Here is a 23277-nt window from a genome sequence, read left to right as displayed (position 1 = left end):
TGCGGCCTCGGACAGCGGAACGGATCCCGCCCCGCGGTCGCGCAAGCAGACGGACCGGCACGGCGAACCGCCACCCGGCCGGGAGCCGGAGGGCCCCCGAACGGCGTGTGTACGGGCGTACCGAGCCTGTACGTGTACGTGTAGTGACTTTTGAATCGTGAACTGGTGAATCGGTGAGGTGAAGCGCTGATGAGCACCACCCGGCCTTACTCGCCGGGCGACCGCGGCCCGGAGCCCAGCGGCGCTTCCGGGGCGTCCGAGTCGGAACCGTCGGCGGCCGGTGCGTCCGCAGGGGATGTGACGGCCGTGCCGACGGTCTCGCCGGGGGGTCGTCAGGTCCGCAGGCTGAGCTTCGACGGCGAGAGCGGCGTCGTGCCGCTCGCCCGCGACTTCACCCGCCAGGCGCTGTACGCGGGGGGCTGGCTGCCCGCGGCGACCGCCGACCGGCGGGCCGCCGCCGAGGACGTGCTCCTGGTCGTCTCCGAACTGGTGACCAACGCCTGCCTGCACGCCGAGGGGCCGGACCAGCTGGAGATCACCTGCGACGACAAGGTGATCCACATCGAGGTCTCCGACCGCGGCGCCGGACAGCCGGCGCCCCGCACCCCCCACCGGGCCGGCCGCCCCGGCGGCCACGGCATGTTCATCGTCCAGCGCCTGTGCCTGGACTGGGGCGTCGTCCGGGTCCCGGGCGTCGCCGGCAAGAAGGTCTGGGCCAAGCTCGGCGCCCCCGCGTAGGCCGCCCCGCTCCGTTTCGCTCCCCGCCGCTCTCCGTGCCGCTCCGCCCGGCCCGGGGAGCGGCGGCGCGCGTACGGGAGGGCACAACGCCCGAGGCCGTCCGCCGCGGCCCCCACGTCAAAGGCCCCCAGTCAGAGGCCCCCGCGCCAGAGGCCCTGACGCGCAAGGCCCCCACGCCAGAGGTCCTCACGCGCAAGGCCCCACGCCAGAGCCCCTGACGCCCAAGGCCCCCGCGTCCGACACGGACGCGGGGGCCTTGCGCGTGGGTGGGCGCGGACGGACGTCAGCGCACGTCGCCCATGAGTTCCTTGACCTTCTTGCGGTACATCCACACGGCCACACCGGCGATCACCGCGAGGACGGCCTCCAGGGCCACGATGCCCGTCTTGTTCAGGTTCACACCGGCGGTGGAGAGCAGACCGGTCGTGGCGTCACCGGCGGTGACGGCGAGGAACCACACGCCCATCATCTGCGAGGCGTACTTCGCGGGCGCCATCTTCGTGGTGACGGACAGGCCGACCGGGGACAGGGTCAGCTCGCCGACGGTCTGCACGAAGTAGATCGCCACCAGCCACAGCGCCGCGGCCTTGTGACCGCCGTCGGCGATCGCCAGCGGGGCCAGGAAGAGGAAGAAGGACGCGCCGACGAGCAGCAGGCCCATCGCGAACTTGACCGCGGTGCTCGGCTCCTTGCCGCGCCGGGCCAGTGCGACCCACAGCCAGGCGAAGACCGGCGCGAGCGCCATGATCATGACCGGGTTGACCGACTGGTACCAGGAGACCGGGAAGTCCCAGCCGAGGATGCTGTTGTCGGCCGACTTCTCGGCGAACAGCGACACCGTCGAGCCGCCCTGGTCGTAGATCATCCAGAACACCGCCGCGGCGACGAAGAACCAGATGTAGGCGGTCATCTTGGACTGGTCGGCGCGGTCCAGCTCCTTGTCCCGCTTGATCCGGACGAGGACCGCGACCGGGATGAGCAGGCCGGCGACGGTGATCGGGACCAGCAGCCAGTTCAGCGTGTAGACGCCGGAGAAACCGACGATCGCGTAGAAGACCACGGCGACGGCCGCCCACATCGCCGACTTGCGCAGCGTGGCCGCCTTCTCCTCGGCGGACAGCGGCGTCGGGACGAGGTCGGAGCGCGGGTTCAGGTGGCGCGAGCCGAGCAGGAACTGGGCCAGGCCCACCGCCATGCCGAGCGCGGCCAGCGCGAAGCCGATGTGCCAGTTGACGTTCTCGCCGATCGTGCCGATGACCAGCGGCGCGGCGAAGGCACCGAGGTTGATGCCGATGTAGAAGATCGTGAAGCCGCCGTCCCGGCGCGGGTCGTCGGTGCCCTTGTACAGGTGGCCGACCATCGTGGAGATGTTGGCCTTCAGCAGGCCGGAGCCGATGGCGACCAGACCCAGACCGGCGAAGAAGGAGCCGGCCCACGGCAGGGCCAGCGTCAGGTGGCCCAGCATGATGACCGCGCCGGCGACGGCCACGGTCTTGCGGGGGCCGAGGACCCGGTCCGCGAACCAGCCGCCCGGCATGGCGAGCAGGTACACGAGCGACAGGTAGACCGAGTAGATCGCGGTCGCGCTGGCCGCACTCATGTGCAGGCCGCCCGGGGCCACCAGGTACAGCGGGAGCAGGGCCCTCATGCCGTAGTAGGAGAACCGCTCCCACATCTCGGTCATGAAGAGGGTGGCCAGGCCGCGTGGGTGGCCGAAGAAGGTCTTCTCGGAACCGGGGGTGCCCGGCAGGACCGAGTCCTTCGTCAGGCTGGACGCCATGGTCGTTCCTTGCTGGTCGGGACGCGCCGCGGCGAGCCGGTACGCGCCCGGTGGGGGGATGGCCGGCACCGGCAGGGCCGTCGCCCACCCCACGCCCAGGGGAGTTCCGTCCCCGGGTTTCGGGGCGGAGGACGGCGGCCACCGGGATCCACGCCTGGCAGGACGCGTTGCGCCCGGTCAGGCCCGGCCCTAGGTCATTCCTCGTCGAACCGGACGAACCGGTCCGCACACAAAAGGGACCCTCGGCGTCGACTGAGCGCCAAAGGTCCGCTGCGTGCTACAGGCGTTCAGGTCACCATACGGCAGGACACCGCCGGAAATGGAAGTACTTGAGACGCGGATCACAAGGATCGATGGAACCGCGTCCGCCCTTTCGCGGGTGTTCTCCAGGATGGCACCGCATCCGCCACCGCCGCGCCACCGGGCGCCCCGCCGGCCCGGACTGTCCCCGTACGACCTGGCCGAAAGGTAAGAGGACCGGGCGTCCGTCACACCGCAGCACCACCCCGGCGGGCGGCGCGGGCGGACTACCATCACCTCATGACTCGTGTACTGCTCGCCGAGGACGACGCGTCCATCTCGGAGCCGCTGGCCCGCGCCCTGCGCCGGGAAGGTTACGAGGTCGAGGTACGTGAGGACGGACCCACCGCGCTCGACGCCGGCATGCAGGGCGGTGTCGACCTGGTCGTGCTGGACCTCGGTCTGCCCGGCATGGACGGACTGGAGGTCGCCCGCCGGCTGCGTGCCGACGGCCACACCGTGCCCATCCTGATCCTGACCGCGCGCGCCGACGAGGTGGACACCGTCGTCGGCTTGGACGCGGGCGCCGACGACTACGTCACCAAGCCGTTCCGCCTCGCCGAGCTGCTGGCGCGGGTGCGGGCCCTGCTGCGGCGCGGTGCCGCCGAGCCGCAGCAGCCGCCGGCCACGCACGGCGTGCGCATCGACGTCGAGTCGCACCGGGCCTGGATGGGCGACGAGGAGCTGCAGCTCACGGCGAAGGAGTTCGACCTGCTGCGGGTCCTGGTGCGGGACGCGGGGCGGGTCGTCACCCGCGACCAGCTGATGCGCGAGGTCTGGGACACCACCTGGTGGTCGTCGACCAAGACCCTCGACATGCACATCTCCTGGCTGCGCAAGAAGCTCGGCGACGACGCGGCGAACCCCCGGTACATCGCGACCGTACGGGGCGTGGGCTTCCGCTTCGAGAAGAGCTGACGCCGCCGGGATCCCGAGCCCCCGCCCGGCAGCCGAGTCAGGTAAGAGGTCATGCGCCGTCGACTGATCCAGTCCACGCTCGCCGTGGTGCTCGTGGTGATCGCCGTCTTCGGCGTCTCCCTCGTGCTCGTGGAGACCCGCACGATCAGCAACAGCGCCCAGGAACGGGTGGACTCCGAGGCGCTGCGGCTGGCCAGCATCGTGGACAGCCGGCTGCTGGGCGCGCAGACCGTCGACGCGGACGTGCTGCGCGACCAGGTCGCCCCGGGCCAGTACGCGGTGATCGGCATTCCCGGCCAGAAGCCCATCGAGGTCGGCGCCAAGCCGGCCGGGGACGTGATCCACTCCACCGCCAAGGGCGAGCAGGGCGAGACCGTCCGGATGGAGGAGCCCCGCTCCTCGGTCACCCGCGAGGTCGGCCGGACCCTGCTGATCATCGGCCTGGTGGCGCTGCTCGCGGTGGTGGCCGCGGTCCTGCTCGCCATCCGCCAGGCCAACAGGCTGGCCTCCCCGCTGACCGACCTCGCCGAGACCGCCGAACGCCTCGGCTCGGGCGACCCGCGCCCCCGCCACAAGCGCTACGGCGTCCCCGAGCTGGACCGGGTCGCCGACGTCCTGGACTCCTCCGCCGAGCGCATCGCCCGCATGCTGACCGCGGAGCGGCGGCTGGCCGCCGACGCCTCCCACCAGCTGCGCACTCCGCTGACCGCGCTGTCCATGCGCCTGGAGGAGATCACCGTCACCGACGACCTGGACACGGTGAAGGAGGAGGCGAACGTCGCCCTCACCCAGGTCGAGCGGCTGACGGACGTGGTGGAGCGGTTGCTGACGAACTCCCGCGACCCGCGCACCGGCTCCGCCGTCTCCTTCGACCTGGACGAGGTCATCCAGCAGCAGATCGCCGAGTGGCGCCCGGCCTACCGCAGCGCCGGGCGCGCGATCGTCAGCTCCGGCAAGCGGCATCTGCAGGCCGTGGGCACGCCGGGTGCGGTGGCGCAGGTGCTGGCGGCGCTGATCGAGAACTCCCTCATGCACGGCGGCGGCACGGTGGCGCTGCGCACCCGCGTGACCGGCAACCAGGCGGTCGTGGAGGTCACCGACGAGGGCCCGGGCGTCCCCGCCGACCTGGGCGCCCGCATCTTCGAACGCACGATCAGCGGCCGCAACTCCACGGGCATCGGGCTGGCGGTCGCGCGGGACCTCGCGGAGGCCGACGGGGGCCGGCTGGAGCTGCTGCAGTCCAAGCCGCCGGTGTTCGGGCTGTTCCTGTCGCGGACGCCGCCGCTGAAGAAGCACGCCGAGGAGGGCCCGACGGTGCGGTGAGGCACCCTTCGGCGACGCGGCCCGCAGGACCCCGGCGCGCCGCTTCACCGAGCGGCGACAGTCTCACCGGTCAGCGGACGGCCCCACCGGTCAGCGAGCGGCCTTCGCCCGCGCCCGCTTCGACTCCGCCCGCAGGAACGTCTCCGCGTCGCCGGCCACGGCCTGGCCGTGCGGCAGGGCGCGGAAGACCCAGGTGCGGTAGGACCAGAAGCGGAACAGGGTCGCGATGCCGATGCCGAGGAACTTGAACACGTTGCTCTGCAGCGGGCTGTCCCAGCCGAAGCCGTACGTCGCCAGGTACAGCACGCCGTTCTCGATCACCAGGCCGGCGGCGCTGAACAGCAGGAACAGGGTCAGTTCCCGGGTGCGGCCGCTCTTGTCCCGGTCGCGGTAGGTGAAGTACCGGAAGCCGACGTAGTTGAAGACGATCGAGACGATGGTCGCGATGACGCTCGCCCGGACCACCTGCAGGTCGGTGACGTGCCGTACGAGGTTGAACACGAGCAGGTTCACCAGGAGGCCGGCGCCGCCCACCGCCCCGAACTTGACCAGCTCCCGCCAGAGCCGGCCCACGCCCTGCCGCACCGCGCCCCTGGGCGCCCGGTCCGTCTGCGCCTGCTGCCCACCCTGCGCCTGCTGCCCACCCTGCGCCCGCTGCGGCCCGGCGGCCTTCCGCGGGCCTTGGGTCTTGTGGGGCGCTCGGGCTTTCTGGGGCGCCGGGGGCGCCGATCGGTGCCCCGAGGAACCACGTCCCATGGTCGTGCAGGCCCCCGTCCGGGTCGGTTGCGTCAACTCCGCCATGCTAACCAGCGGGCCGTGCCCGCGCCTGTGGACGGACCGTGCGCGGGGGAACCGGTCGGGAAGAGGCGCGGAAAAGACCGGAAAGAGTCCTGGAAAAGACCGGAAAGAGAGCGCGTGGACAGCCGGTGGGGGAGCAGGCCGGCGAACCGCCGCGGGGCAGGGGATTCGGCCACCCCGGCGCGGCCGATACCCTGGGGGCGTGACGTTCCCGGTAGTCGGCATGGTCGGCGGTGGCCAGCTCGCTCGTATGACCCACGAGGCGGGCATCCCGCTGGGCATCAGGTTCAAGCTTCTCAGTGACACTCCTCAGGACTCCGCGGCCCAGGTCGTGAACGATGTCGTCGTCGGCGACTATCGCGATCTGGACACGCTGCGGGAGTTCGCGCGCGGCTGCGACGTGATCACCTTCGATCACGAGCATGTCCCCACCGAGCATCTGCGGGCCCTGGAGGCGGACGGCATCCCCGTGCGCCCCGGCCCGGACGCGCTGGTGCACGCCCAGGACAAGGGGGTGATGCGCGCCAAGCTCGACGCCCTCGGCATCCCGTGCCCGCGGCACAGGATCGTCAGCGATCCGCAGGACGTGGCCGCCTTCGCGGCGGAAGGGGACGGCTTCCCGGTCGTCCTGAAGACCGTCCGCGGCGGGTACGACGGCAAGGGCGTGTGGGTGGTGGACTCCGTGGAGGAGGCCGCCGAGCCCTTCAAGGCGGGCGTCGCGGTCCTCGCCGAGGAGAAGGTCGACTTCGTCCGCGAGCTGGCCGCCAACGTCGTGCGCTCCCCGCACGGCCAGGCCGTGGCCTACCCGGTCGTGGAGTCCCGCCAGGTGAACGGCGTGTGCGACACGGTGATCGCGCCCGCCCCCGACCTGGACCGGGACCTCGCCCTCAAGGCCGAGCGGATGGCCCTGACCATCGCCAAGGAACTGGGCGTCGTCGGCCACCTCGCCGTGGAGCTGTTCCAGACCCGCGACGGCCGCATCCTCGTCAACGAGCTGGCGATGCGCCCGCACAACTCCGGCCACTGGTCGATGGACGGCGCGATCACCTCGCAGTTCGCCAACCACGTCCGCGCGGTCCTGGACCTGCCGCTGGGCGACCCCCGCCCGCGCGCCAAGTGGACGGTGATGGTCAACGTCCTCGGCGGCGACTTCCCCGACATGTACTCCGCGTACCTGCACTGCATGGCCCGCGACCCCCAGCTGAAGATCCACATGTACGGCAAGGACGTGAAGCCCGGCCGCAAGGTGGGCCACGTCAACACCTACGGCGACGACCTGGACGACGTGCTGGAGCGCGCCCGTCACGCAGCCGGCTACCTGAGAGGCACCATCACCGAATGAGCCCCGTTGTTGGCATCGTCATGGGGTCGGACTCCGACTGGCCCGTCATGGAGGCCGCCGCCAAGGCCCTCGACGAGTTCGAGATCGCCTACGAGGTCGACGTCGTCTCCGCGCACCGCATGCCGCGCGAGATGATCGCCTACGGCGAGCAGGCCGCCGACCGCGGCCTGAAGGTGATCATCGCCGGTGCGGGCGGCGCCGCCCACCTGCCCGGCATGCTCGCCTCCGTCACCCCGCTGCCGGTCATCGGCGTGCCCGTGCCGCTGAAGTACCTCGACGGCATGGACTCGCTGCTGTCCATCGTGCAGATGCCGGCCGGGGTCCCCGTGGCGACGGTCTCCGTCGGCGGTGCCCGCAACGCCGGCCTGCTGGCCGCCCGCATGCTCGCCGCGCACGACGCGGAGCTGCTCGGCCGGATGCGGGAGTTCCAGCAGGAGCTCAACGACCAGGCCACCGAGAAGGGCAAGCGGCTGCGCGCCAAGGTGGACAGCGCGGCCGGCGGCTTCGGCTTCAACTCCGGGAAGTGACGCCGATGACCGCGCTGGAGGAGGCCCGGGAACTGCTGCGCGAGTTCCCGGTCGTCGACGGCCACAACGACCTGCCGTGGGCGCTGCGCGAACAGGTCCGCTACGACCTCGCCGCCCGCGACATCGCCGTGCGCCAGGACGGCCACCTGCACACCGACCTCCCCCGGCTGCGCGAGGGCGGCGTCGGCGCGCAGTACTGGTCGGTGTACGTCCGCGCCGACCAGCCCGACCCGGTGCCGGCGACGCTGGAGCAGATCGACTGCGTACGGCAGCTCCTCGCCCGCCACCCCCGCGACCTGGCCCCCGCGCTGACCGCCGCCGACATGGAGGCGGCCCGCCGCGAGGGCCGGATCGCGTCCCTGATGGGCGCCGAGGGCGGCCACTCCATCGCCTGCTCGCTGGGCACGCTGCGCGGGCTGTACGCGCTCGGCGTGCGCTACCTGACGCTCACCCACAACGACAACGTGCCGTGGGCGGACTCGGCGACCGACGAGCCGGGCGTCGGCGGCCTGTCGGCCTTCGGCCGCGAGGTGGTGCGGGAGATGAACCGCCTCGGCATGCTGGTCGACCTCTCCCACGTGGCCGCGACCACCATGCGCGACGCGCTGGACACCTCCACCGCGCCGGTGATCTTCTCCCACTCCTCCGCGCGGGCCGTGTGCGACCACCCGCGCAACATCCCCGACGACGTCCTCGAACGCCTGCCCGCCAACGGCGGCATGGCGATGGTGACGTTCGTGCCGAAGTTCGTCCTCCAGGCCGCCGTCGACTGGACGGCCGCCGCCGAGGCGAACATGCGGGCGCACGGCTTCCACCCGCTGGACACCACGCCCGAGGCGATGAAGGTGCACCGCGCCTTCCAGGAGGCGAACCCCCGCCCGGTCGCCACCGTGGCCACGGTCGCCGACCACCTGGACCACATGCGCGAGGTCGCCGGCATCGACCACCTCGGCATCGGCGGCGACTACGACGGCACCGCCTTCACGCCCCGGGGCCTGGACGACGTCTCCGGCTACCCCAACCTGCTCGCCGAGCTGCTGGACCGCGGCTGGTCGAAGACCGATCTGGCCAAGCTGACCTGGCAGAACGCGGTCCGTGTGCTGGGAGCCGCCGAGGACGTCGCCCGTCATCTGCGGGCCACCCGGGCGCCGTCCCACGCGACGATCGAGGAACTGGACGGCTGAGGCGCCGGGCGGCCGGGCCCGCCGGCCGTCCGGCCGGACGGCTCAGGCCGCCCGCGGGGCGGACGACGGGTCGCCGGCGCAATCCGAGATCCCGGCGGTGCCCGCGGTGTCGAGGGTGGGGTAGTCGTTGTAGCCGTCCGCCCCGCCCACGTACATCAGGTACCGGTCCCGGATCGGGTTCAGCGGTGCGCCCAGGCGCAGCCGGGTGACCAGGTCCGGGTTGGCCAGGAAGGGCCGGCCCAGCGCCACGAGGTCGGCGCCGGCGGCCAGCATCTCCCGGGCACCCCGGGTGACGGCCTCGGTGGTCAGCTCGGACAGCACCGGGTTGCCGATGAGGACGCCGGGCCAGTCGGCGCGGATGCGCCGGTACCAGGCGGCGTCCGGGTCGGCGTGCACCAGGTGCAGGTAGGCGAGGCCCATCTCGCGCAGCCGGGCCACCAGCGCCGGGTAGAGGACGTCGGTGTCGTCCTCCTGGATGCCGTTGACCGTGCTGCCGGGGGAGATGCGCACCCCCACCCGGTCCGCGCCGATCGCGTCGGCCACCGCCTCGGTCACCTCCACCGTGAACCGCACCCGGCGTTCGGGGGAGCCGCCGTAGGCGTCCGTCCTGCGGTTGGTGTTGCCGGCGAGGAACTGGTGCAGCAGGTGCCCGTTGGCCGAGTGCACCTCCACGCCCTCGAAGCCCGCCGCGACGGCCCGGCGGGCGGCGGCGGCGAAGTCGGCGACGGTGGTGCGGATGTCGTCCGCCGTCATCTCCCGCGGGACGACGGCCGGCCGGTGCCCGCCCGGCGTGAAGATCGTCTCGGGCAGCGGGACGGGGGAGGGCGCCACCGGGGTCAGGCCGGTGGTCTCCGGGTGGCTGACCCGGCCGCCGTGCTGGAGCTGGAGGAACATGTGCCCCCCGGCCGCGCGGACCGCTTCGGTGACGCGCCGCCAGCCGTCCGCGTGCCGGTCGGTGTGGATCGCGGTGATGTTCGGGTAGGTCTGGCCGACCGCGTTCGGCGTCGAGGCCTCGCCGATGATCAGCCCGGCCGAGGCGCGCTCGGCGTAGTGGGTGACCATGAGCGAGGAGGGGGTGCCGTCGGCCTCCGCACGGTTCCGGGTCAGCGGGGCCATCACCAGATGATGGGGAAGCGCCAGCCGGCCCAGGCGGGCCGGGGCCAGGAAGTCCGTTGTCTGCGTCATGCCCGTACGCTAGAACCTGACACCAGTGACAGATTCAAGGTCCGGACCGTGGAGGCGGCACATGCGGATCGGTGAACTGGCCCGGCGCACCGGGGTGAGCGAGCGGTCCCTGCGCTACTACGAGACCCAGGGGCTGCTGACCAGCGACCGCACACCCGGCGGTCACCGCGAGTACGCGGAGAAGGCCGTGGACCGGGTCATCCGGATCCAGGAGCTGTACGCGGCCGGCCTGTCCAGCCAGAAGATCCGGCAGCTGCTGCCCTGCATGCGCGACGAGGACGGCGGGCCGTCCGCCGTCGCCACCCCCAGGCTGGTCGCCGACCTCTCCGCCGAGCGCGAGCGCATCGACCGCATGATCGCCGATCTGGAGCGTTCCCGGGAGACCCTCGACGAGGTGATCCGCACCGCCCAGGGGGCCTGAGCGGCACGGCGCGGACGTCAGGCGTGCTCGATCCGGCAGAGGCAGAACGGATGTCCCGCCGGATCGGCGTAGACCCGGAAGTCCTTGTGCTCGCTGTCTTCGAGGTCGAGCGGGCGCGCCCCCAGCGCGAGCACCTTCTCGTGGGCGGCGTCCATCTCCTCCCAGCTGGAACCGGCGTCGAAGTCGAGGTGGAACTGCTGCGCGTTGCGGTCCGCGCGCGGCCACTCCGGCGGGGTCAGGCCGGGCGCCCGCTGGAAGACGAGCCGCGGGCCGTCGGGCAGGCGCAGCACCACCCAGTCGTCGCTCTCCGGGTCGGGCGTGCCGCCGCCGACCGCGGCGTAGAAGTCGGCCAGGGCGTGCGGGTCGGGGCAGTCGATCACGACGGAACGCAGACGTGCCACGGGCATGGAGTCTCCCCTTCTTCTGCCGTCCTCGGCGCGGGCGCGCGGACCTTCGGGTGCCCGGCGCGGCCGGTGCCAATCCCGCGGGCCCGCCCGTCGCCGCGCGAGGCCGCCGCGCGGTGGGGCACAATGCGCACGGACGCCGGTTCGGCCGACTGAGCCTCGGCCGAACCGGCGTCCCCTCGCGCCTGTGCGGCAGGGCGCCTCTGCGGCAGGGCGCCTAGGCGGTCGGACGGCCCATCGCCCGGTACGTCCACCCGGCCCGCCGCCACAGCTCCGGATCCAGCGCGTTGCGCCCGTCCAGGATCAGCCGGGACGCCACGGCCTCGCCCAGCTCGGCCGGGTCCAGCTCACGGAACTCCCGCCACTCGGTCAGGTGCAGCACCACATCGGCGCCCCGCACCGCCTCCAGCGCGGAGTCGGCGTAGCCGAGCGTGGGGAAGATCCGCCGGGCGTTGTCCATGCCCTTGGGGTCGTACACCGTCACCTGGCCGCCCTGGAGGTGGATCTGCCCGGCGACGTTGAGCGCGGGGGAGTCCCGTACGTCGTCGGAGTCGGGCTTGAAGGTGGCGCCCAGCACCGCCACCCGCTTGCCCAGGAACGGCCCGCCGCCGAGGGCCTGCCGGGCCAGCTCGACCATCTGCCCGCGCTGGCGCATGTTGATGGAGTCGATCTCGCGCAGGAACGTCAGCGCCTGGTCGGCGCCCAGCTCACCGGCGCGCGCCATGAACGCGCGGATGTCCTTGGGCAGGCAGCCGCCGCCGAAGCCGATCCCGGCGCGCAGGAACTTGGCGCCGATCCGGTCGTCGTACCCGATCGCCTCCGCCAGCTTGGCCACATCGCCGTCCGCGGCCTCGCACACCTCCGCCATCGCGTTGATGAAGGAGATCTTCGTGGCGAGGAAGGAGTTCGCGGCGGTCTTCACCAGCTCCGCGGTCGGGAAGTCGGTGACCACGAACGGCGAGCCCTCGGCGATCGGCGTGGCGTACACCTCGCGCAGCACCTTCTCCGCGCGCTCGCTGCGCACCCCGACCACGATCCGGTCCGGGTGCAGGGTGTCGTGCACGGCGAAGCCCTCGCGCAGGAACTCCGGGTTCCAGGCCAGCTCGGCGTCCTCGCCCGCCGGCGCCAGCTCGGCGATCGTCCGGGCCAGCCGGTCGGCCGAGCCGACCGGCACCGTCGACTTGCCGACGACGAGCGCCGGGGAGGTCAGGTGCGGGGCGAGCGAGGTGATCGCGGAGTCGACGTAGGACATGTCGCAGGCGTACTCGCCGTGCTTCTGCGGGGTGTTCACGCAGATGAAGTGGACGTCACCGAACGCGCCCGCCTCGGCGAAGTCCTGGGTGAATCGCAGCCGCCCGGTGGAGCCCTCGATGCCGGCGACGTGCTTGCGCAGCAGCTCCTGAAGGCCCGGCTCGTACATCGGGACCTCGCCGCGCCGCAGCATCTCGATCTTCTCGGCCACCACGTCCAGGCCCAGCACCTCGAACCCCAGCTCGGCCATGGCGGCGGCGTGGGTCGCGCCGAGATAGCCGGTGCCGATCACGGTGATCTTGAGGCTCATGGATGCTCCAGGAAAGGGACGGCGATGCGCTGCCCGAGCATATCCGGGGCATGCCCGCGGCCCTCACCGGGCAAAGTCCGTGCTGTCGTCAAACTCACGTATCCCTCTGCGTGAGCGGACCCCTAAAATTCGGGTTACTTAACGGTAATTAGCAACACCGAGTCGTCTTGGAGCGTGAGGGACCTTGGCCGGAACGGCTGACTTCGACCTGTACCGCCCGTCCGAGGAGCACGACATGCTCCGCGACGCCGTCCGCTCGCTGGCCGAGGCGAAGATCGCGCCGTACGCCGCCGCGGTGGACGAGGAGGCCCGCTTCCCCCAGGAGGCCTTGGAGGCGCTGGTCGCCAACGACCTGCACGCCGTGCACGTGCCCGAGAGCTACGGCGGCGCGGGCGCCGACGCCCTGGCCACGGTCATCGTGATCGAGGAGGTGGCCCGTGTCTGCGCGTCCTCCTCGCTGATCCCGGCGGTGAACAAGCTGGGCTCGCTGCCGGTGATCCTCTCCGGCTCCGAGGAGCTGAAGAAGAAGTACCTGGGCCCGCTCGCCAAGGGCCAGGCGATGTTCTCCTACTGCCTGTCCGAGCCGGACGCCGGCTCGGACGCGGCCGGCATGAAGACCAAGGCGGTCCGCGACGGCGACCACTGGGTCCTCAACGGCGTCAAGCGCTGGATCACCAACGCGGGCGTCTCCGAGTTCTACACGGTCATGGCCGTCACCGACCCCGACAAGCGCTCCAAGGGCATCTCCGCCTTCGTCGTGGAGAAGTCCGACCCGGGCGTCTCCTTCGGCGCCCCGGAGAAGAAGCTCGGCATCAAGGGCTCCCCGACCCGCGAGGTCTACCTCGACAACGTGCGCATCCCCGCCGACCGCATGATCGGCGCCGAGGGCACCGGCTTCGCCACCGCCATGAAGACCCTCGACCACACCCGCATCACCATCGCCGCCCAGGCCCTCGGCATCGCCCAGGGCGCCCTCGACTACGCCAAGGGCTACGTCAAGGAGCGCAAGCAGTTCGGCAAGCCGATCGCCGACTTCCAGGGCATCCAGTTCATGCTGGCCGACATGGCCATGAAGATCTCGGCCGCCCGCGCCCTGACCTACCAGGCCGCCGCCGCCTCCGAGCGCGGCGACGCCGACCTCACCTACCAGGGCGCCGCCGCCAAGTGCTTCGCCTCCGACGTCGCCATGGAGGTCACCACCGACGCCGTCCAGCTCCTCGGCGGCTACGGCTACACCCGCGACTACCCGGTGGAGCGCATGATGCGCGACGCCAAGATCACCCAGATCTACGAGGGCACGAACCAGGTGCAGCGCATCGTCATGGCGCGCAACCTGCCGTAACCGGCCGACCGCGGTCAGGGGTGGCGGCGGGGCGCGCCGTCACCCGAACGGCCCCGGCCGGGCGGGCGCCCGCCCCGGATGGCGGAAAGCGGCGGCCGGGCGTACGACGGAGGGGAACGGGGTCCGCCCCGGGCCCCTCTCGTCCCTCCCAGGAGGAGCCGTGACCCACACCCAGCCCGGAACCGCGACCGCCCTCAGCAAGGAGATGCAGGACTGCGTCGAGGCCTGCATGACCTGCCACACCCTCTGCGAGGAGGCCATGAGCTCCTGCATGCAGAAGGGCGGCCAGGCGCAGATGCAGATCATGCGCGCGCTCATGGACTGCTCCGAGACCACGCGCATGTGCGCCGACATGATGATGCGGCGCTCCCCCATGGCCACCGAGATGTGCGCGATGTGCGCCAAGGCCTGCGACATGTGCGCCGAGGCGTGTATGTCGATGCCCGACGACACGATGATGACGCGCTGTGCGGAGGCGTGTCGCCGCTGCGCCCAGATGTGCCGGGCGATGGCGGGCGCCCGCATGTGAGACGGGCGGCAGGACGGCGGGAGCCCCGGGGTGCGCCGGGCACCGCGGGGCTCCTCGCGTGTCGTGGCCGGGTCAGTTCCCGGTGACCGTGACCTTCTGGTCGTTCTTCAGCTCGTCCACCAGCGTCTTCACCTTCGCCTTGTCCCAGACGAGGTTGCCGCCCGTGGAGCCGGAGATCGGCATGTTCATGGAGGTGCCGTCGCCGCCGCTGACGCCCTTCATCGCCCAGAACATCGACGCCAGGTCCCACAGGCTCATGTCCTTGTCGACGATCAGCGAGTCCAGGCCCGCGCCCATCGTCGGGTAGAGCTTGAAGGGGTTCAGGACCGTCGAGGGGGTGGCCACCTCGTGGGCCAGGGCGGACAGGAACTTCTGCTGGTTCTTGGTGCGCTGCAGGTCGGAGGCCGCGAAGGCGTGCCGGGTGCGCACGAAGGCCAGGGCCTGCTCGCCGTTCAGCTTCTGCTTGCCCGCCTTGAAGTCGGCGCCGGACCACTTGTCCTTGAACGGCTTGTCGATGGTCATCTCGACGCCGCCGACCGCGTCCACGATGTTCGCGAAGCCGGCGAAGCCGATCTCCACGTAGTGGTCGATGTGCAGGCCGGTGTTGTACTCGACGGTGCGCACCAGCAGCGTCGGGCCGTCCTCGGCGTAGGCCGCGTTCAGCTTGGTGTGCCGTCCGGTGGCCGGGTACAGCTTGCCCGACTCGTTGCCCTTGTAGGAGGGGATCTCCACGTCGGAGTCGCGCGGCAGCGAGATGAGCGTGTCGCCGTTGTCCCCGACGTGCAGGATCATCATCGAGTCCGTGCGCTTGCCCTCGGCGGAACCGGTGTGCAGCTGCTTCTTCTCCTCGGAGGACATCCCCTCGCGGCTGTCGGAGCCGACGATCAGGTAGTTGGTGCCCTCGCCGGAGCCGGGCCGGTCGATGACCTTGGACAGGTCCACCTCGCGGCGCAGCTTGGAGTCGGCCCAGAAGTACGTCGCCACCGAGGTGACCACGACCACGGTGACCAGGGTGATCGCGGTCCACTTGATGCGGCGTCCCCAGTTCGGCGCGGGGCGGGGGCTCCGGTCCGGGCCCGCTCCGGGGCCGCCGTGGCCGCCGCCGGCCGGCCTGCCGTAGACCTGGCCGGTGTTGTAGCCGCTGTCGTAGCCCCGGCCGTCGTCGGCGTAGCTCTGGCCCTGGCCGCCGTCGACGTACGACGGCTGCTGGGGGACGCCGTACGGCGGTGCCGCGGGGGGTCGGCCACCGGGTCCGCCCTGCCCCTGCGGGGCGGCCGGGCCGCCGCGCCGTACCTGGCGCATCACGCGTGCGCCCTCCGGCTCCGCGCCGGTGCTGCCGCGTCCGTACCGGGGACCCCGGTCGTCGCCGGTCCACCCTTCGGGCCAATCATTCATGCGCCCCAGTGTGCCGGGCCGGACCGCGGGCCTTACAAGGGCCGTCGGAAAATAAGGGCACGGCTGTTGCGAAGCTGACACAAATCTCCCCTGTGCCGCCTCGGCATAAGGTGGAGGGCATGACAGAACAGGCCCCCGTCGCGGAAGCAGAAACCGCAGACATACCGGGCAAGCCGACCTCGGCGTCCCGGACCACGCTCAGCCACATCATGACCCACAACGACACCAACCTGCTGGGGACGGTGCACGGCGGCGTGATCATGAAGCTGGTCGACGACGCGGCGGGCGCGGTGGCCGGCCGGCACAGCGGCGGCCCGGCCGTCACCGCCTCCATGGACGAGATGGCGTTCCTCGAACCCGTCCGGGTCGGCGACCTGGTCCACGTCAAGGCCCAGGTCAACTGGACCGGCCGGACCTCCATGGAGGTCGGCGTGAAGGTCCTGGCCGAACGCTGGAACGAGTCCGCCCCGCCCACCCAGGTCGGCTCCGCCTACCTGGTCTTCGCCGCCGTGGACGCCGACGGCAAGCCCCGCCCCGTCCCTCCGGTGCTGCCCGAGACCGAACAGGACAAGCGGCGCTACCAGGAGGCCCAGATCCGCCGCACCCACCGCCTGGCCCGCCGCCGCGCCATCATGGAGCTGCGCCGGCAGCGGGCCGCCGAGGGCTTCGAGGACTGACCGCTCCCGCGCACGGCCACCGGACCGCCCAGGGTCTCGAGGGGCGTCGACCGTCCCCGCGGCCACCGGGCCGCGGGGCTCAGCCGCAGGCGACCTCGTCGCCGCGCAGCACGCGGGCGGCGCTCTGGGCCGGGTCCTCCACCCGGACCTTGCGCACCGCGCGGTGGTCGGACCCCACGATCACCCGCATCGTCGCGCCCTGCCCGGGCACCGCACGCAGGTCGCTGCCCGGCAGCGCGGCGGCCAGCGTCCTGGCCGAACGGTCCCAGTGGGGGTCGTAGAGCACCTGGGTCCGCCGCACCCCGCGCTGCTGCGCGTCCAGGGGCTGCCCGGTGGTGGCGAACCCGGCCGTGCGCAGCGCGGTGTCCACCCGCCGGCCGAGCCCCACCGTGCCGGTGCCGTTCTCCACCTGCACCCGGATCCCCGCCGGGGCCACCTCCACGGCCACCGCGGTGTCCGGCCGGCGCGCGGGCCTGCCCGCGGCCAGCGGACGGTCCTCGCGCAGCGTGCTGAACAGCTTCTCCGCCTTGGCCTGGTCCCACTTCACGGTCGAGCCGAGGCCGGGGACCGGGTAGGACGTCTGCGCGATCGGGACGGTGGTGAACTCCGAGGAGGACGGCGAGAAGTTCCGCATCGCCCGCCCCAGGTCGAGCAGCTCGTCGGTGTGGAAGCCCTGGTCGGCCCGCACCGAGCCGAGCACGGCCCGGGTCACGTCGCGGAACTTCATCGGGTTCAGCAGCACCCGCGAGGAGGTCGCGCGTTCGATCAGCGCGGCCAGGAACCGCTGCTGGCGCTTCATGCGGCCCAGGTCGCTGGCCGCGTCGATGTGCCGGGAGCGGACGTACTGCAGGGCCTGGCCGCCGCTGAGGGTGTGCGTGCCGGCGGGCAGGTCCAGGCCGGTGTAGCTGTCCTTCAGCGGTGCGGCGGTGCACACCTGGACCCCGCCGAGGACGTCGACGGTCCGCATGAACGTGGTGAAGTCGACCTCCAGATAGTGGTCGATCTTCAGATGGGTCATGTCCTCGACCGTGCGCACGGTCAGGGCCGGGCCGCCCTCGGCGTAGGCCGCGTTCAGCTTGACCGCGTGCGGCGCGTGCTGCCGGCCGGTCTTCGGGTCGGTGTACGCGGGCAGCCGCGCGTAGGAGTCGCGGGGCAGGCTGACCACGCTGGCCCGCTCCCGGTCCGCCGACAGGTGCACGATCATCATGGTGTCGGTGCAGTGGCAGGGCTCGCCGCCCAGCCGGTAGCGGCGCCGCTCCTGCTCGCTGATCTTGTCCCGGCCGTCGGTGCCGACCAGCAGCACGTTCATGCCGTGCCCGGTCGGCGGCCGGTTCTTCATGTCCTTGAACGGGTCGACCCGGATGATGCCGGCGTCCAGGCTGGAGACCACCGCGTGCCCGATGCCGGCGGAGGCGAGCACCACCACCGACAGCGTCGTCGCCGCCCGCATCGCCCAGCGCGGTCGGCGGCGCGGCACGGACGCGTACGGCACTCGGGCCGGTTGCGGTGGGGGCGCGGCGGCCGGCCGGGGCCCGCTCCGCTGCGGCGCTGCGGGCGACGACGGCCGGGGCGGCGTGGTGGACATGGGGGACACCTCCGCATATGGCATGGGCGGGCACCGTGAGCACCGTAGGGCCATACGATCTGCGCACCGGTGCAGCGCCCCGGCGGCGCGCATCGGTGTCCCCCGTTCGCGGTAACGTGAGCAGCGATGAACGCCAACCCCGACGTGCGGCTCCCCGCCGTTTCTGTGATCATGCCGGTCCTCAACGAGGAGCGGCATCTGCGCGGAGCCGTCGAAGCGATCCTCGCGCAGGAGTACGACGGCGAGATGGAGGTCGTGATCGCCCTGGGTCCGTCCACGGACCGCACGGACGAGATCGCGGCCCAGCTCGTACGGGAAGACCCCCGCGTGCACACGGTCCCCAACCCCACCGGCCGCACCCCGGCCGCGCTGAACGCCGCCATCAAGGCCTCCCGGCACCCGATCGTCGTACGGGTCGACGGCCACGGGATGCTCTCGCCGAACTACATCGCCACGGCGGTACGGCTCCTTCAGGAGACCGGCGCGCAGAACGTCGGCGGGATCATGCACGCCGAGGGCGAGAACAACTGGGAGCACGCGGTCGCCGCCGCGATGACCTCGAAGATCGGCGTGGGCAACGCCGCCTTCCACACCGGTGGCCAGGCCGGCCCGGCCGAGACGGTCTACCTCGGTGTCTTCCGCCGCGAGGCGCTGGAGCAACAGGGCGGCTACAACGAGGAGTTCATCCGCGCCCAGGACTGGGAGCTGAACTTCCGCATCCGTGAGGCGGGCGGCCTGATCTGGTTCTCGCCCGAACTGAAGGTGTCCTACCGGCCGCGGCCGAGCGTGCGGGCGCTGGCCAAGCAGTACAAGGACTACGGCCGCTGGCGGCACGTCGTCGCCCGCTACCACTCGGGCTCCATCAGCCTGCGCTCCCTCGCCCCGCCGACCGCCGTGTGCGCGATCGCGGCCGGGATCGTGGTGGGCGCGGCCCTGACCCCGTGGGGGTTCGTGATCCCCGGCGGCTACCTGGCGGCGATCGTCGCCGGGTCGGTGCCGGCCGGCAAGGGCCTGCCGCTGGGCGCCCGGCTGCGCATCCCGCTCGCCCTGGCCACCATGCACATGTCCTGGGGCTGGGGCTACCTGACCAGCCCGCGATCGCTGGCGAAGAAGGTCATCGCCTCCCGGCGGCCGGCGGTCACGACCGCCGGCTGAGCACGGTCGTGTGTCCGTGAAGAAGGCCCCTCCCGAGTTCCGGGAGGGGCCTTCTTCTCAGGGCGCCTTCCTCACGACTCCTGCGGCTGCCGCGATGCATGCGACTCGCGCGACCGGCGCGGTACCCCGGTTGGCCTCTGCCGAGGGCAGGGGCAGGGGCAGGGCTGCCGGTGGCCGGCGCTACCAGCGGTAGGGCGCGTACACGTCCATGCACTGCGTGGCGTCGGCGCCGTTGATCGCGTCGGAGTTCTCCGGGATGTCGCCCGCCTTCGGCGGCGCCTGCCGGGGGTAGCTGGTGCCCGAACGCCAATCCGCGCCCACCACGACGGTCACCCCGGAGACGTCCGTCGACTTCTCCACCGCGCTGGTCGGGATGCCCAGCGCCGCGGCCACGCGCTCGGCGTCGCCCTTCAGCTCGGCACTCGGGTAGCGCACGACCGTCTTCTCCACCGAGGGCGTCACCGAGGAGTCGGCGGCCGCCCGGGCGAAGCCCTGGTCCACCAGGGCCTGGCTGATGTCCATCGCGCGGTGGCGGACCGGGGCGAGGGTGGAGGTGCGGGTGCCGTTCTGCACCATGACCCCGATGTCGCCGTCCGCGTGGGCGGGGTCCGTCGAGGGCGCCTGAGCGGTCCCGGCCCTGCCGGTGTCCGCGCTCGGGTCCGTGCCCTTGTCGTCCTTCGCGGAGCCGGACTCCCCGCCGTGGGAGTCGAAGGACACGTCGTCGCGGAGCATCCGCCAGATCTTGTCGGCGTTGGCGCCGTCCGGCACGACGTGGTCCTTGTTCTGCGGATCCTGGACGTTGGGCATCGTCGTCATGGTGATGCGGTCGGTCGGGACCGTCTTCAGCTGCATCGCCAGGTCGTACAGCTTCTTGACCGTGCCGATCTCCTCCGAGACCTGCAGGGACTTGGTGGCGGCCTCGGCCAGGCTCATCAGGCGCCCGGTGTCGGTGAAGATGCTCTGGCTCTTGAGCGTGCGGATCATCGAGTTCAGGTACATGTGCTGGGCCCGGGCCCGCAGCAGGTCACTGCCCCAGGCGTGCCGGGTGCGCAGCCACTGCAGGGCCTGCTTGCCCTTGACCTTGTGGGTGCCGGCGGTCAGCTTCAGGCCCGACCCGCCGGACATGCCGGGCAGCGGGCGGTCCCACACGTTCTGCTTCACGCAGACGTCGACGCCGCCGATGGCGTCGGCCATCTGCACCACGCCCGCGAAGTCGATCGTCATCCAGTGGTCGATGTAGACACCGGTGAGGTTCTCCCAGGTGGCGAGGGTGCAGCCGGCGCCGCCGCGGGCCAGCGACTCGTTGATGATGGCGTTGACCGGCGGGTACTGCTTGTGCGTCACCGGATCCGTGCACTTGGGGATGTCGACCCGGGTGTCGCGCGGGATGCTGACCACCGCGGCGCTCTTGCGGTCCGCGGCCAGGTGGATGAGCATCTGCACATCGCCCAGCGGCGGGTTGCCCCGGTTCTCCCGGCTGCCGCCGAGCGCCACGTTCGCGTCGGAGTTACGGCTGTCGGAGCCGATCAGCAGGATGTTCACCGGTGTCTGGCCGGCCGCGTTGGGCTCGGTCCTGCGGGCCTTGGAGTCGCCCGTGCTGCGCTGCCCTTTGCGGAGGTTGCTGTTCAGGTGCTCGTAGTAGAGGTAGCCGGCGCCGGCCGTGCCGAGTATCACCAGCGCGAGCAGCGTCGCCGACCAGCGCAGCACCCGCCTCTTGGGGCGTCTTCCCCCGGCGTCGCGCCGATCCCTCCCCTCGCGCCCGCCCCGCCCGCCGTGCCCCGCACGGCCGCGGCGGCCGCGACTGTCCCCCGTGGTCCCGTCCGGACGCACGGGGGGCACCGCCTCCTCGACCGCAGGCCCCTCCCCGCGCAGATCGCTCCGCGTCAACTCCCCATCCTCCCCGCCCTGCTGTGCCGTGGCACAGTCCCGTCCTGCGCCCTGTTAGACGCACGACGGGCCCGAAGGGTGGCGCAGTGCGCTCAACTGGCGCACTGAACTTTGTCCGCCGTGGACTGCCCCTCCACCTTGGGCGCCTTCGTCGGACCGGTGAGCGGCACGCCCGCACCCTTGAAATCCTTGCCCAGGGTCAGCGTCATCTCCGGCAGCCCCTGGGAGTTGGTGACGCTCTCGCCCGGTTTCAGCGCGGACCCCGCCAGCCCCATGAGCGCGGCCAGCTTGCGGGCCTGCGGGGCCTGGTCGGGGGCGTACTCCAGCGTCGTCTTGTCGATCTTCTCGGGCGCGTTGCCGCCGTTCTCCGACTTCAGCACGCCCTCGGTGTTCTGCAGCCAGGTGAGAGTTTCCTGAGCCGCGCCGTCGGGGCCCCCGCCGTTGAGAACCCGCACCCGCACCTCGGAGGCCTCGGACTGGCTGCCCTTCAGGCGGGCCGCCTCGGCGTCCTTGGCCTCCTGCTGCTTCTTCTTCACCTCGGTGAAGGAGACGTCGTTCTGGATGGTGGAGAAGACGGCGGGCGCCTTGTTGGGGTCGATGATGACCGTCTTGTGCACGGGGCCGTCCGCCGGGTTGTCGAGCACCGGCACGGTCAGGAAGGTGATGTTCTTCGTCGGCACCTTCTTCAGCTCAAGTGCCATGTCCTTGAGCGTGTTGACCTTGCTGATGCCCTTGTCGACGGTCAGCGCCTTGGTGGCGGCGTCGGCCAGGTCGTACAGCTTGGCCGGGTTGGTGAGGGTGTCGCCGGAGGCCATCTTGCGCATCAGCGAACTGAGGAACTGCTGCTGCACCTTGATGCGGTCCAGGTCGCCCTGGTTGCCGAAGCTGTGCCGGGTGCGGACGAACGCCAGCGCCTCCTCGCCCGCGATCTTGTGCGAGCCGGCGGACAGCTTCAGGTGCGAGTCGGGGTCGTCCACGGCGTGCTTGAGGCACACGTCGACCCCGCCGACCGCCGTGGTCAGCGTCTTGACCGCGTTGAAGTCGGCCATCATGAAGTGGTCGGGCTCGATGCCGGTGACTTCCTTGACCGTGCGCATCGTGCAGCCCGCGTCCCGGCCGTCCTGGCCGAGGCTGGTGTTGAAGCGGACGCCCTCCGTGCCGGGGATGACCTTCGTGCTGCCGTCGGGCTGCTTGGTCGGACAGTCCGGGACGTCCACGATCAGGTCGCGGGGGATGCTGAGCGCGGTGGCGTTCGTACGGTCCTTGGAGACGTGCAGCAGGATGTTGGTGTCCGCGTGGCCGACGCTGCCCTTGTCGCCGTAGCCCTCGTTGCCCTTGCCGGTGCGCTTGTCGGTGCCGATGATCAGGATGTTGAAGGCCTCGTCCTTGCTGAAGCCGTTCTTGGCCGCGCCGCCGACGTCGGTGCTGGAGATGTTGCCCTCGAGGTGCTTGAGGACCAGGTAGCCGGCGCAGCCGGCGCCCACCAGGACGAACGCCATCGTGCCGCCGGTCCACACCAGGACCTTCTTCGTCCTCGACTTCTTCTTCTGCGGCCGGCGCCCCCGCCGCCCGGGCGGCGGCTCCTCAGGGGGTGCGCCGCGGCGGCGGCGCGGTCCGGGCACCGTGCGGGCGGGGGCCGCCTCCCGCGCCTGCTGCCGTCCGGACGGGCCGGTGGCACGACGGGACGGCGCGTCGGCCGAACGGCCGGAGGAGGCGTCGGTGGAACGGCCGGAGGGCGCGTCGCCGTTCGGGGACTGCGCGCCGGGCCTGCGCGGGCCGGGCACCGACGGCTGCGGAGCGGCAGGGGTCAGTCGCAGTTCGTATTCGCCGGTGTTCGGATTGAGCACCCACTGGTCTGCGGGGTCGATGTTGTCCGCCCGCCCACGGCCTTGCGCGTCCACGGTTGTCCGAATCCTCCGTCGGGGCCACGCGGCGCCTCGCCCCCTCAAGGCGCTCAGGTCTGGTTCTCACAGTGCACGACCCCAGGGAGACCTCGCGGCCGGTTGCACCGGATCGCTCACACTATCTGCCCTGTTGAGGATTGAGCGACGCCGGTGACAAATTCCACGTCCTCACACCTGGGCAATCCGCCCATTTCCCTGAAGTTCTCTTCTGAAGTTCCCCGAAGACGGGAGCGCCTTTGGCCGCGGTTTTACTTTCCGGTGGAGCTCGGGGCCCGGGCTCCCGTCTTCGGGGAACTTCAGAAGAGAACTTCAGGGAAATGGG

20 protein-coding genes are annotated in these 23277 nt (G+C 71.7%); 11 read left to right on the top strand and 9 right to left on the bottom strand.

The features are described from left to right. Positions 1-189: 189 nt before the first annotated feature. Positions 190-738: an ATP-binding protein gene (locus tag GV126_RS14640; RefSeq protein WP_159666549.1), complete on the top strand. Its 549-nt coding sequence runs from the start codon at positions 190-192 to the stop codon at positions 736-738. A gap of 283 nt (positions 739-1021) precedes the next feature. Here the strand turns inward: GV126_RS14640 and GV126_RS14635 are convergent, their stop codons facing one another. Further along, entirely contained in the window at positions 1022-2518 is a 1497-nt protein-coding gene (locus tag GV126_RS14635; RefSeq protein ID WP_159666547.1) for an oligopeptide:H+ symporter, read from the bottom strand. A gap of 540 nt (positions 2519-3058) precedes the next feature. On the opposite strand from GV126_RS14635, the gene GV126_RS14630 reads away from it, so the two are divergent. Beyond that, the gene (locus tag GV126_RS14630) at positions 3059-3736 is read left to right on the top strand and encodes a response regulator transcription factor (protein ID WP_020940464.1); all 678 of its coding nucleotides are present in this window, start codon (positions 3059-3061) and stop codon (positions 3734-3736) included. 51 nt (positions 3737-3787) lie between these two features. Then, positions 3788-5059 (top strand): sensor histidine kinase, encoded by a 1272-nt coding sequence (locus tag GV126_RS14625; protein ID WP_159666544.1) that lies wholly within the window; start codon positions 3788-3790, stop codon positions 5057-5059. A gap of 90 nt (positions 5060-5149) precedes the next feature. Here GV126_RS14625 and GV126_RS14620 read toward each other — a convergent pair whose 3' ends face one another. Continuing rightward, the gene (locus tag GV126_RS14620; RefSeq protein WP_419796083.1) at positions 5150-5644 is read right to left on the bottom strand and encodes a GtrA family protein; all 495 of its coding nucleotides are present in this window, start codon (positions 5642-5644) and stop codon (positions 5150-5152) included. A 415-nt stretch (positions 5645-6059) separates the two neighbouring features. Between GV126_RS14620 and GV126_RS14615 the strand changes: the two genes are divergently transcribed. From GV126_RS14615 to GV126_RS14605, 3 genes are read left to right on the top strand one after another with little or no spacing between them, the layout of a single operon-like run. Next, positions 6060-7199 (top strand): 5-(carboxyamino)imidazole ribonucleotide synthase, encoded by a 1140-nt coding sequence (locus tag GV126_RS14615; protein ID WP_159666541.1) that lies wholly within the window; start codon positions 6060-6062, stop codon positions 7197-7199. Then, positions 7196-7726, top strand: a complete 531-nt coding sequence (gene purE / locus GV126_RS14610) for a 5-(carboxyamino)imidazole ribonucleotide mutase (RefSeq protein WP_159666538.1) — start codon at positions 7196-7198, stop codon at positions 7724-7726. Before GV126_RS14615 ends, purE begins: the two co-directional genes overlap by 4 nt. 5 nt (positions 7727-7731) lie before the next feature. Beyond that, positions 7732-8910 (top strand): dipeptidase, encoded by a 1179-nt coding sequence (locus GV126_RS14605; RefSeq protein WP_159673691.1) that lies wholly within the window; start codon positions 7732-7734, stop codon positions 8908-8910. Positions 8911-8952: 42 nt separating this feature from the next. On the opposite strand, the gene GV126_RS14600 is transcribed toward GV126_RS14605, so the two are convergent. Further along, complete coding sequence (locus GV126_RS14600) at positions 8953-10095, bottom strand: alkene reductase (RefSeq protein ID WP_159666535.1); 1143 nt, start codon at positions 10093-10095, stop codon at positions 8953-8955. Between the two features lie 61 nt (positions 10096-10156). Here GV126_RS14600 and GV126_RS14595 point away from each other — a divergent pair, with 61 nt between their 5' ends. Beyond that, the gene (locus GV126_RS14595; RefSeq protein WP_159666532.1) at positions 10157-10516 is read left to right on the top strand and encodes a MerR family transcriptional regulator; all 360 of its coding nucleotides are present in this window, start codon (positions 10157-10159) and stop codon (positions 10514-10516) included. A 17-nt stretch (positions 10517-10533) separates the two neighbouring features. On the opposite strand, the gene GV126_RS14590 is transcribed toward GV126_RS14595, so the two are convergent. Both GV126_RS14590 and GV126_RS14585 read right to left on the bottom strand, forming a co-directional pair. Further along, positions 10534-10923, bottom strand: coding sequence for a VOC family protein (locus GV126_RS14590; protein WP_159666529.1), 390 nt, complete (start codon positions 10921-10923; stop codon positions 10534-10536). 214 nt (positions 10924-11137) lie between these two features. Continuing rightward, positions 11138-12481 (bottom strand): UDP-glucose dehydrogenase family protein, encoded by a 1344-nt coding sequence (locus GV126_RS14585; protein WP_159666526.1) that lies wholly within the window; start codon positions 12479-12481, stop codon positions 11138-11140. 184 nt (positions 12482-12665) lie between these two features. Between GV126_RS14585 and GV126_RS14580 the strand changes: the two genes are divergently transcribed. Beyond that, positions 12666-13823 (top strand): acyl-CoA dehydrogenase, encoded by a 1158-nt coding sequence (locus tag GV126_RS14580; protein WP_159666523.1) that lies wholly within the window; start codon positions 12666-12668, stop codon positions 13821-13823. 205 nt (positions 13824-14028) lie between these two features. Further along, a complete protein-coding gene (locus GV126_RS14575; RefSeq protein ID WP_185948267.1) occupies positions 14029-14352 on the top strand; it encodes a four-helix bundle copper-binding protein in 324 nt (107 codons plus the stop codon). A gap of 72 nt (positions 14353-14424) precedes the next feature. Here GV126_RS14575 and GV126_RS14570 read toward each other — a convergent pair whose 3' ends face one another. Then, entirely contained in the window at positions 14425-15747 is a 1323-nt protein-coding gene (locus tag GV126_RS14570; protein WP_159666517.1) for an LCP family protein, read from the bottom strand. A 119-nt stretch (positions 15748-15866) separates the two neighbouring features. Between GV126_RS14570 and GV126_RS14565 the strand changes: the two genes are divergently transcribed. After that, complete coding sequence (locus GV126_RS14565) at positions 15867-16424, top strand: acyl-CoA thioesterase (protein WP_185948244.1); 558 nt, start codon at positions 15867-15869, stop codon at positions 16422-16424. Between the two features lie 79 nt (positions 16425-16503). On the opposite strand, the gene GV126_RS14560 is transcribed toward GV126_RS14565, so the two are convergent. Next, the gene (locus GV126_RS14560; protein WP_159666511.1) at positions 16504-18009 is read right to left on the bottom strand and encodes an LCP family protein; all 1506 of its coding nucleotides are present in this window, start codon (positions 18007-18009) and stop codon (positions 16504-16506) included. 126 nt (positions 18010-18135) lie between these two features. On the opposite strand from GV126_RS14560, the gene GV126_RS14555 reads away from it, so the two are divergent. Next, positions 18136-19164, top strand: coding sequence for a glycosyltransferase family 2 protein (locus GV126_RS14555; protein ID WP_159666508.1), 1029 nt, complete (start codon positions 18136-18138; stop codon positions 19162-19164). Between the two features lie 180 nt (positions 19165-19344). Here the strand turns inward: GV126_RS14555 and GV126_RS14550 are convergent, their stop codons facing one another. Both GV126_RS14550 and GV126_RS14545 read right to left on the bottom strand, forming a co-directional pair. After that, complete coding sequence (locus GV126_RS14550; protein ID WP_159666505.1) at positions 19345-20994, bottom strand: LCP family protein; 1650 nt, start codon at positions 20992-20994, stop codon at positions 19345-19347. Between the two features lie 149 nt (positions 20995-21143). Further along, a complete protein-coding gene (locus tag GV126_RS14545; protein ID WP_159666502.1) occupies positions 21144-22952 on the bottom strand; it encodes an LCP family protein in 1809 nt (602 codons plus the stop codon). Positions 22953-23277: the final 325 nt, after the last annotated feature.

The sequence above is a fragment of the Streptomyces mexicanus genome (assembly GCF_902506575.1).
In the GTDB taxonomy this organism is placed as follows: domain Bacteria; phylum Actinomycetota; class Actinomycetes; order Streptomycetales; family Streptomycetaceae; genus Streptomyces; species Streptomyces mexicanus.
The sequence above is the reverse complement of the archived record's forward strand: the minus strand, read 5'-3'. Positions and strand labels throughout refer to the sequence as shown.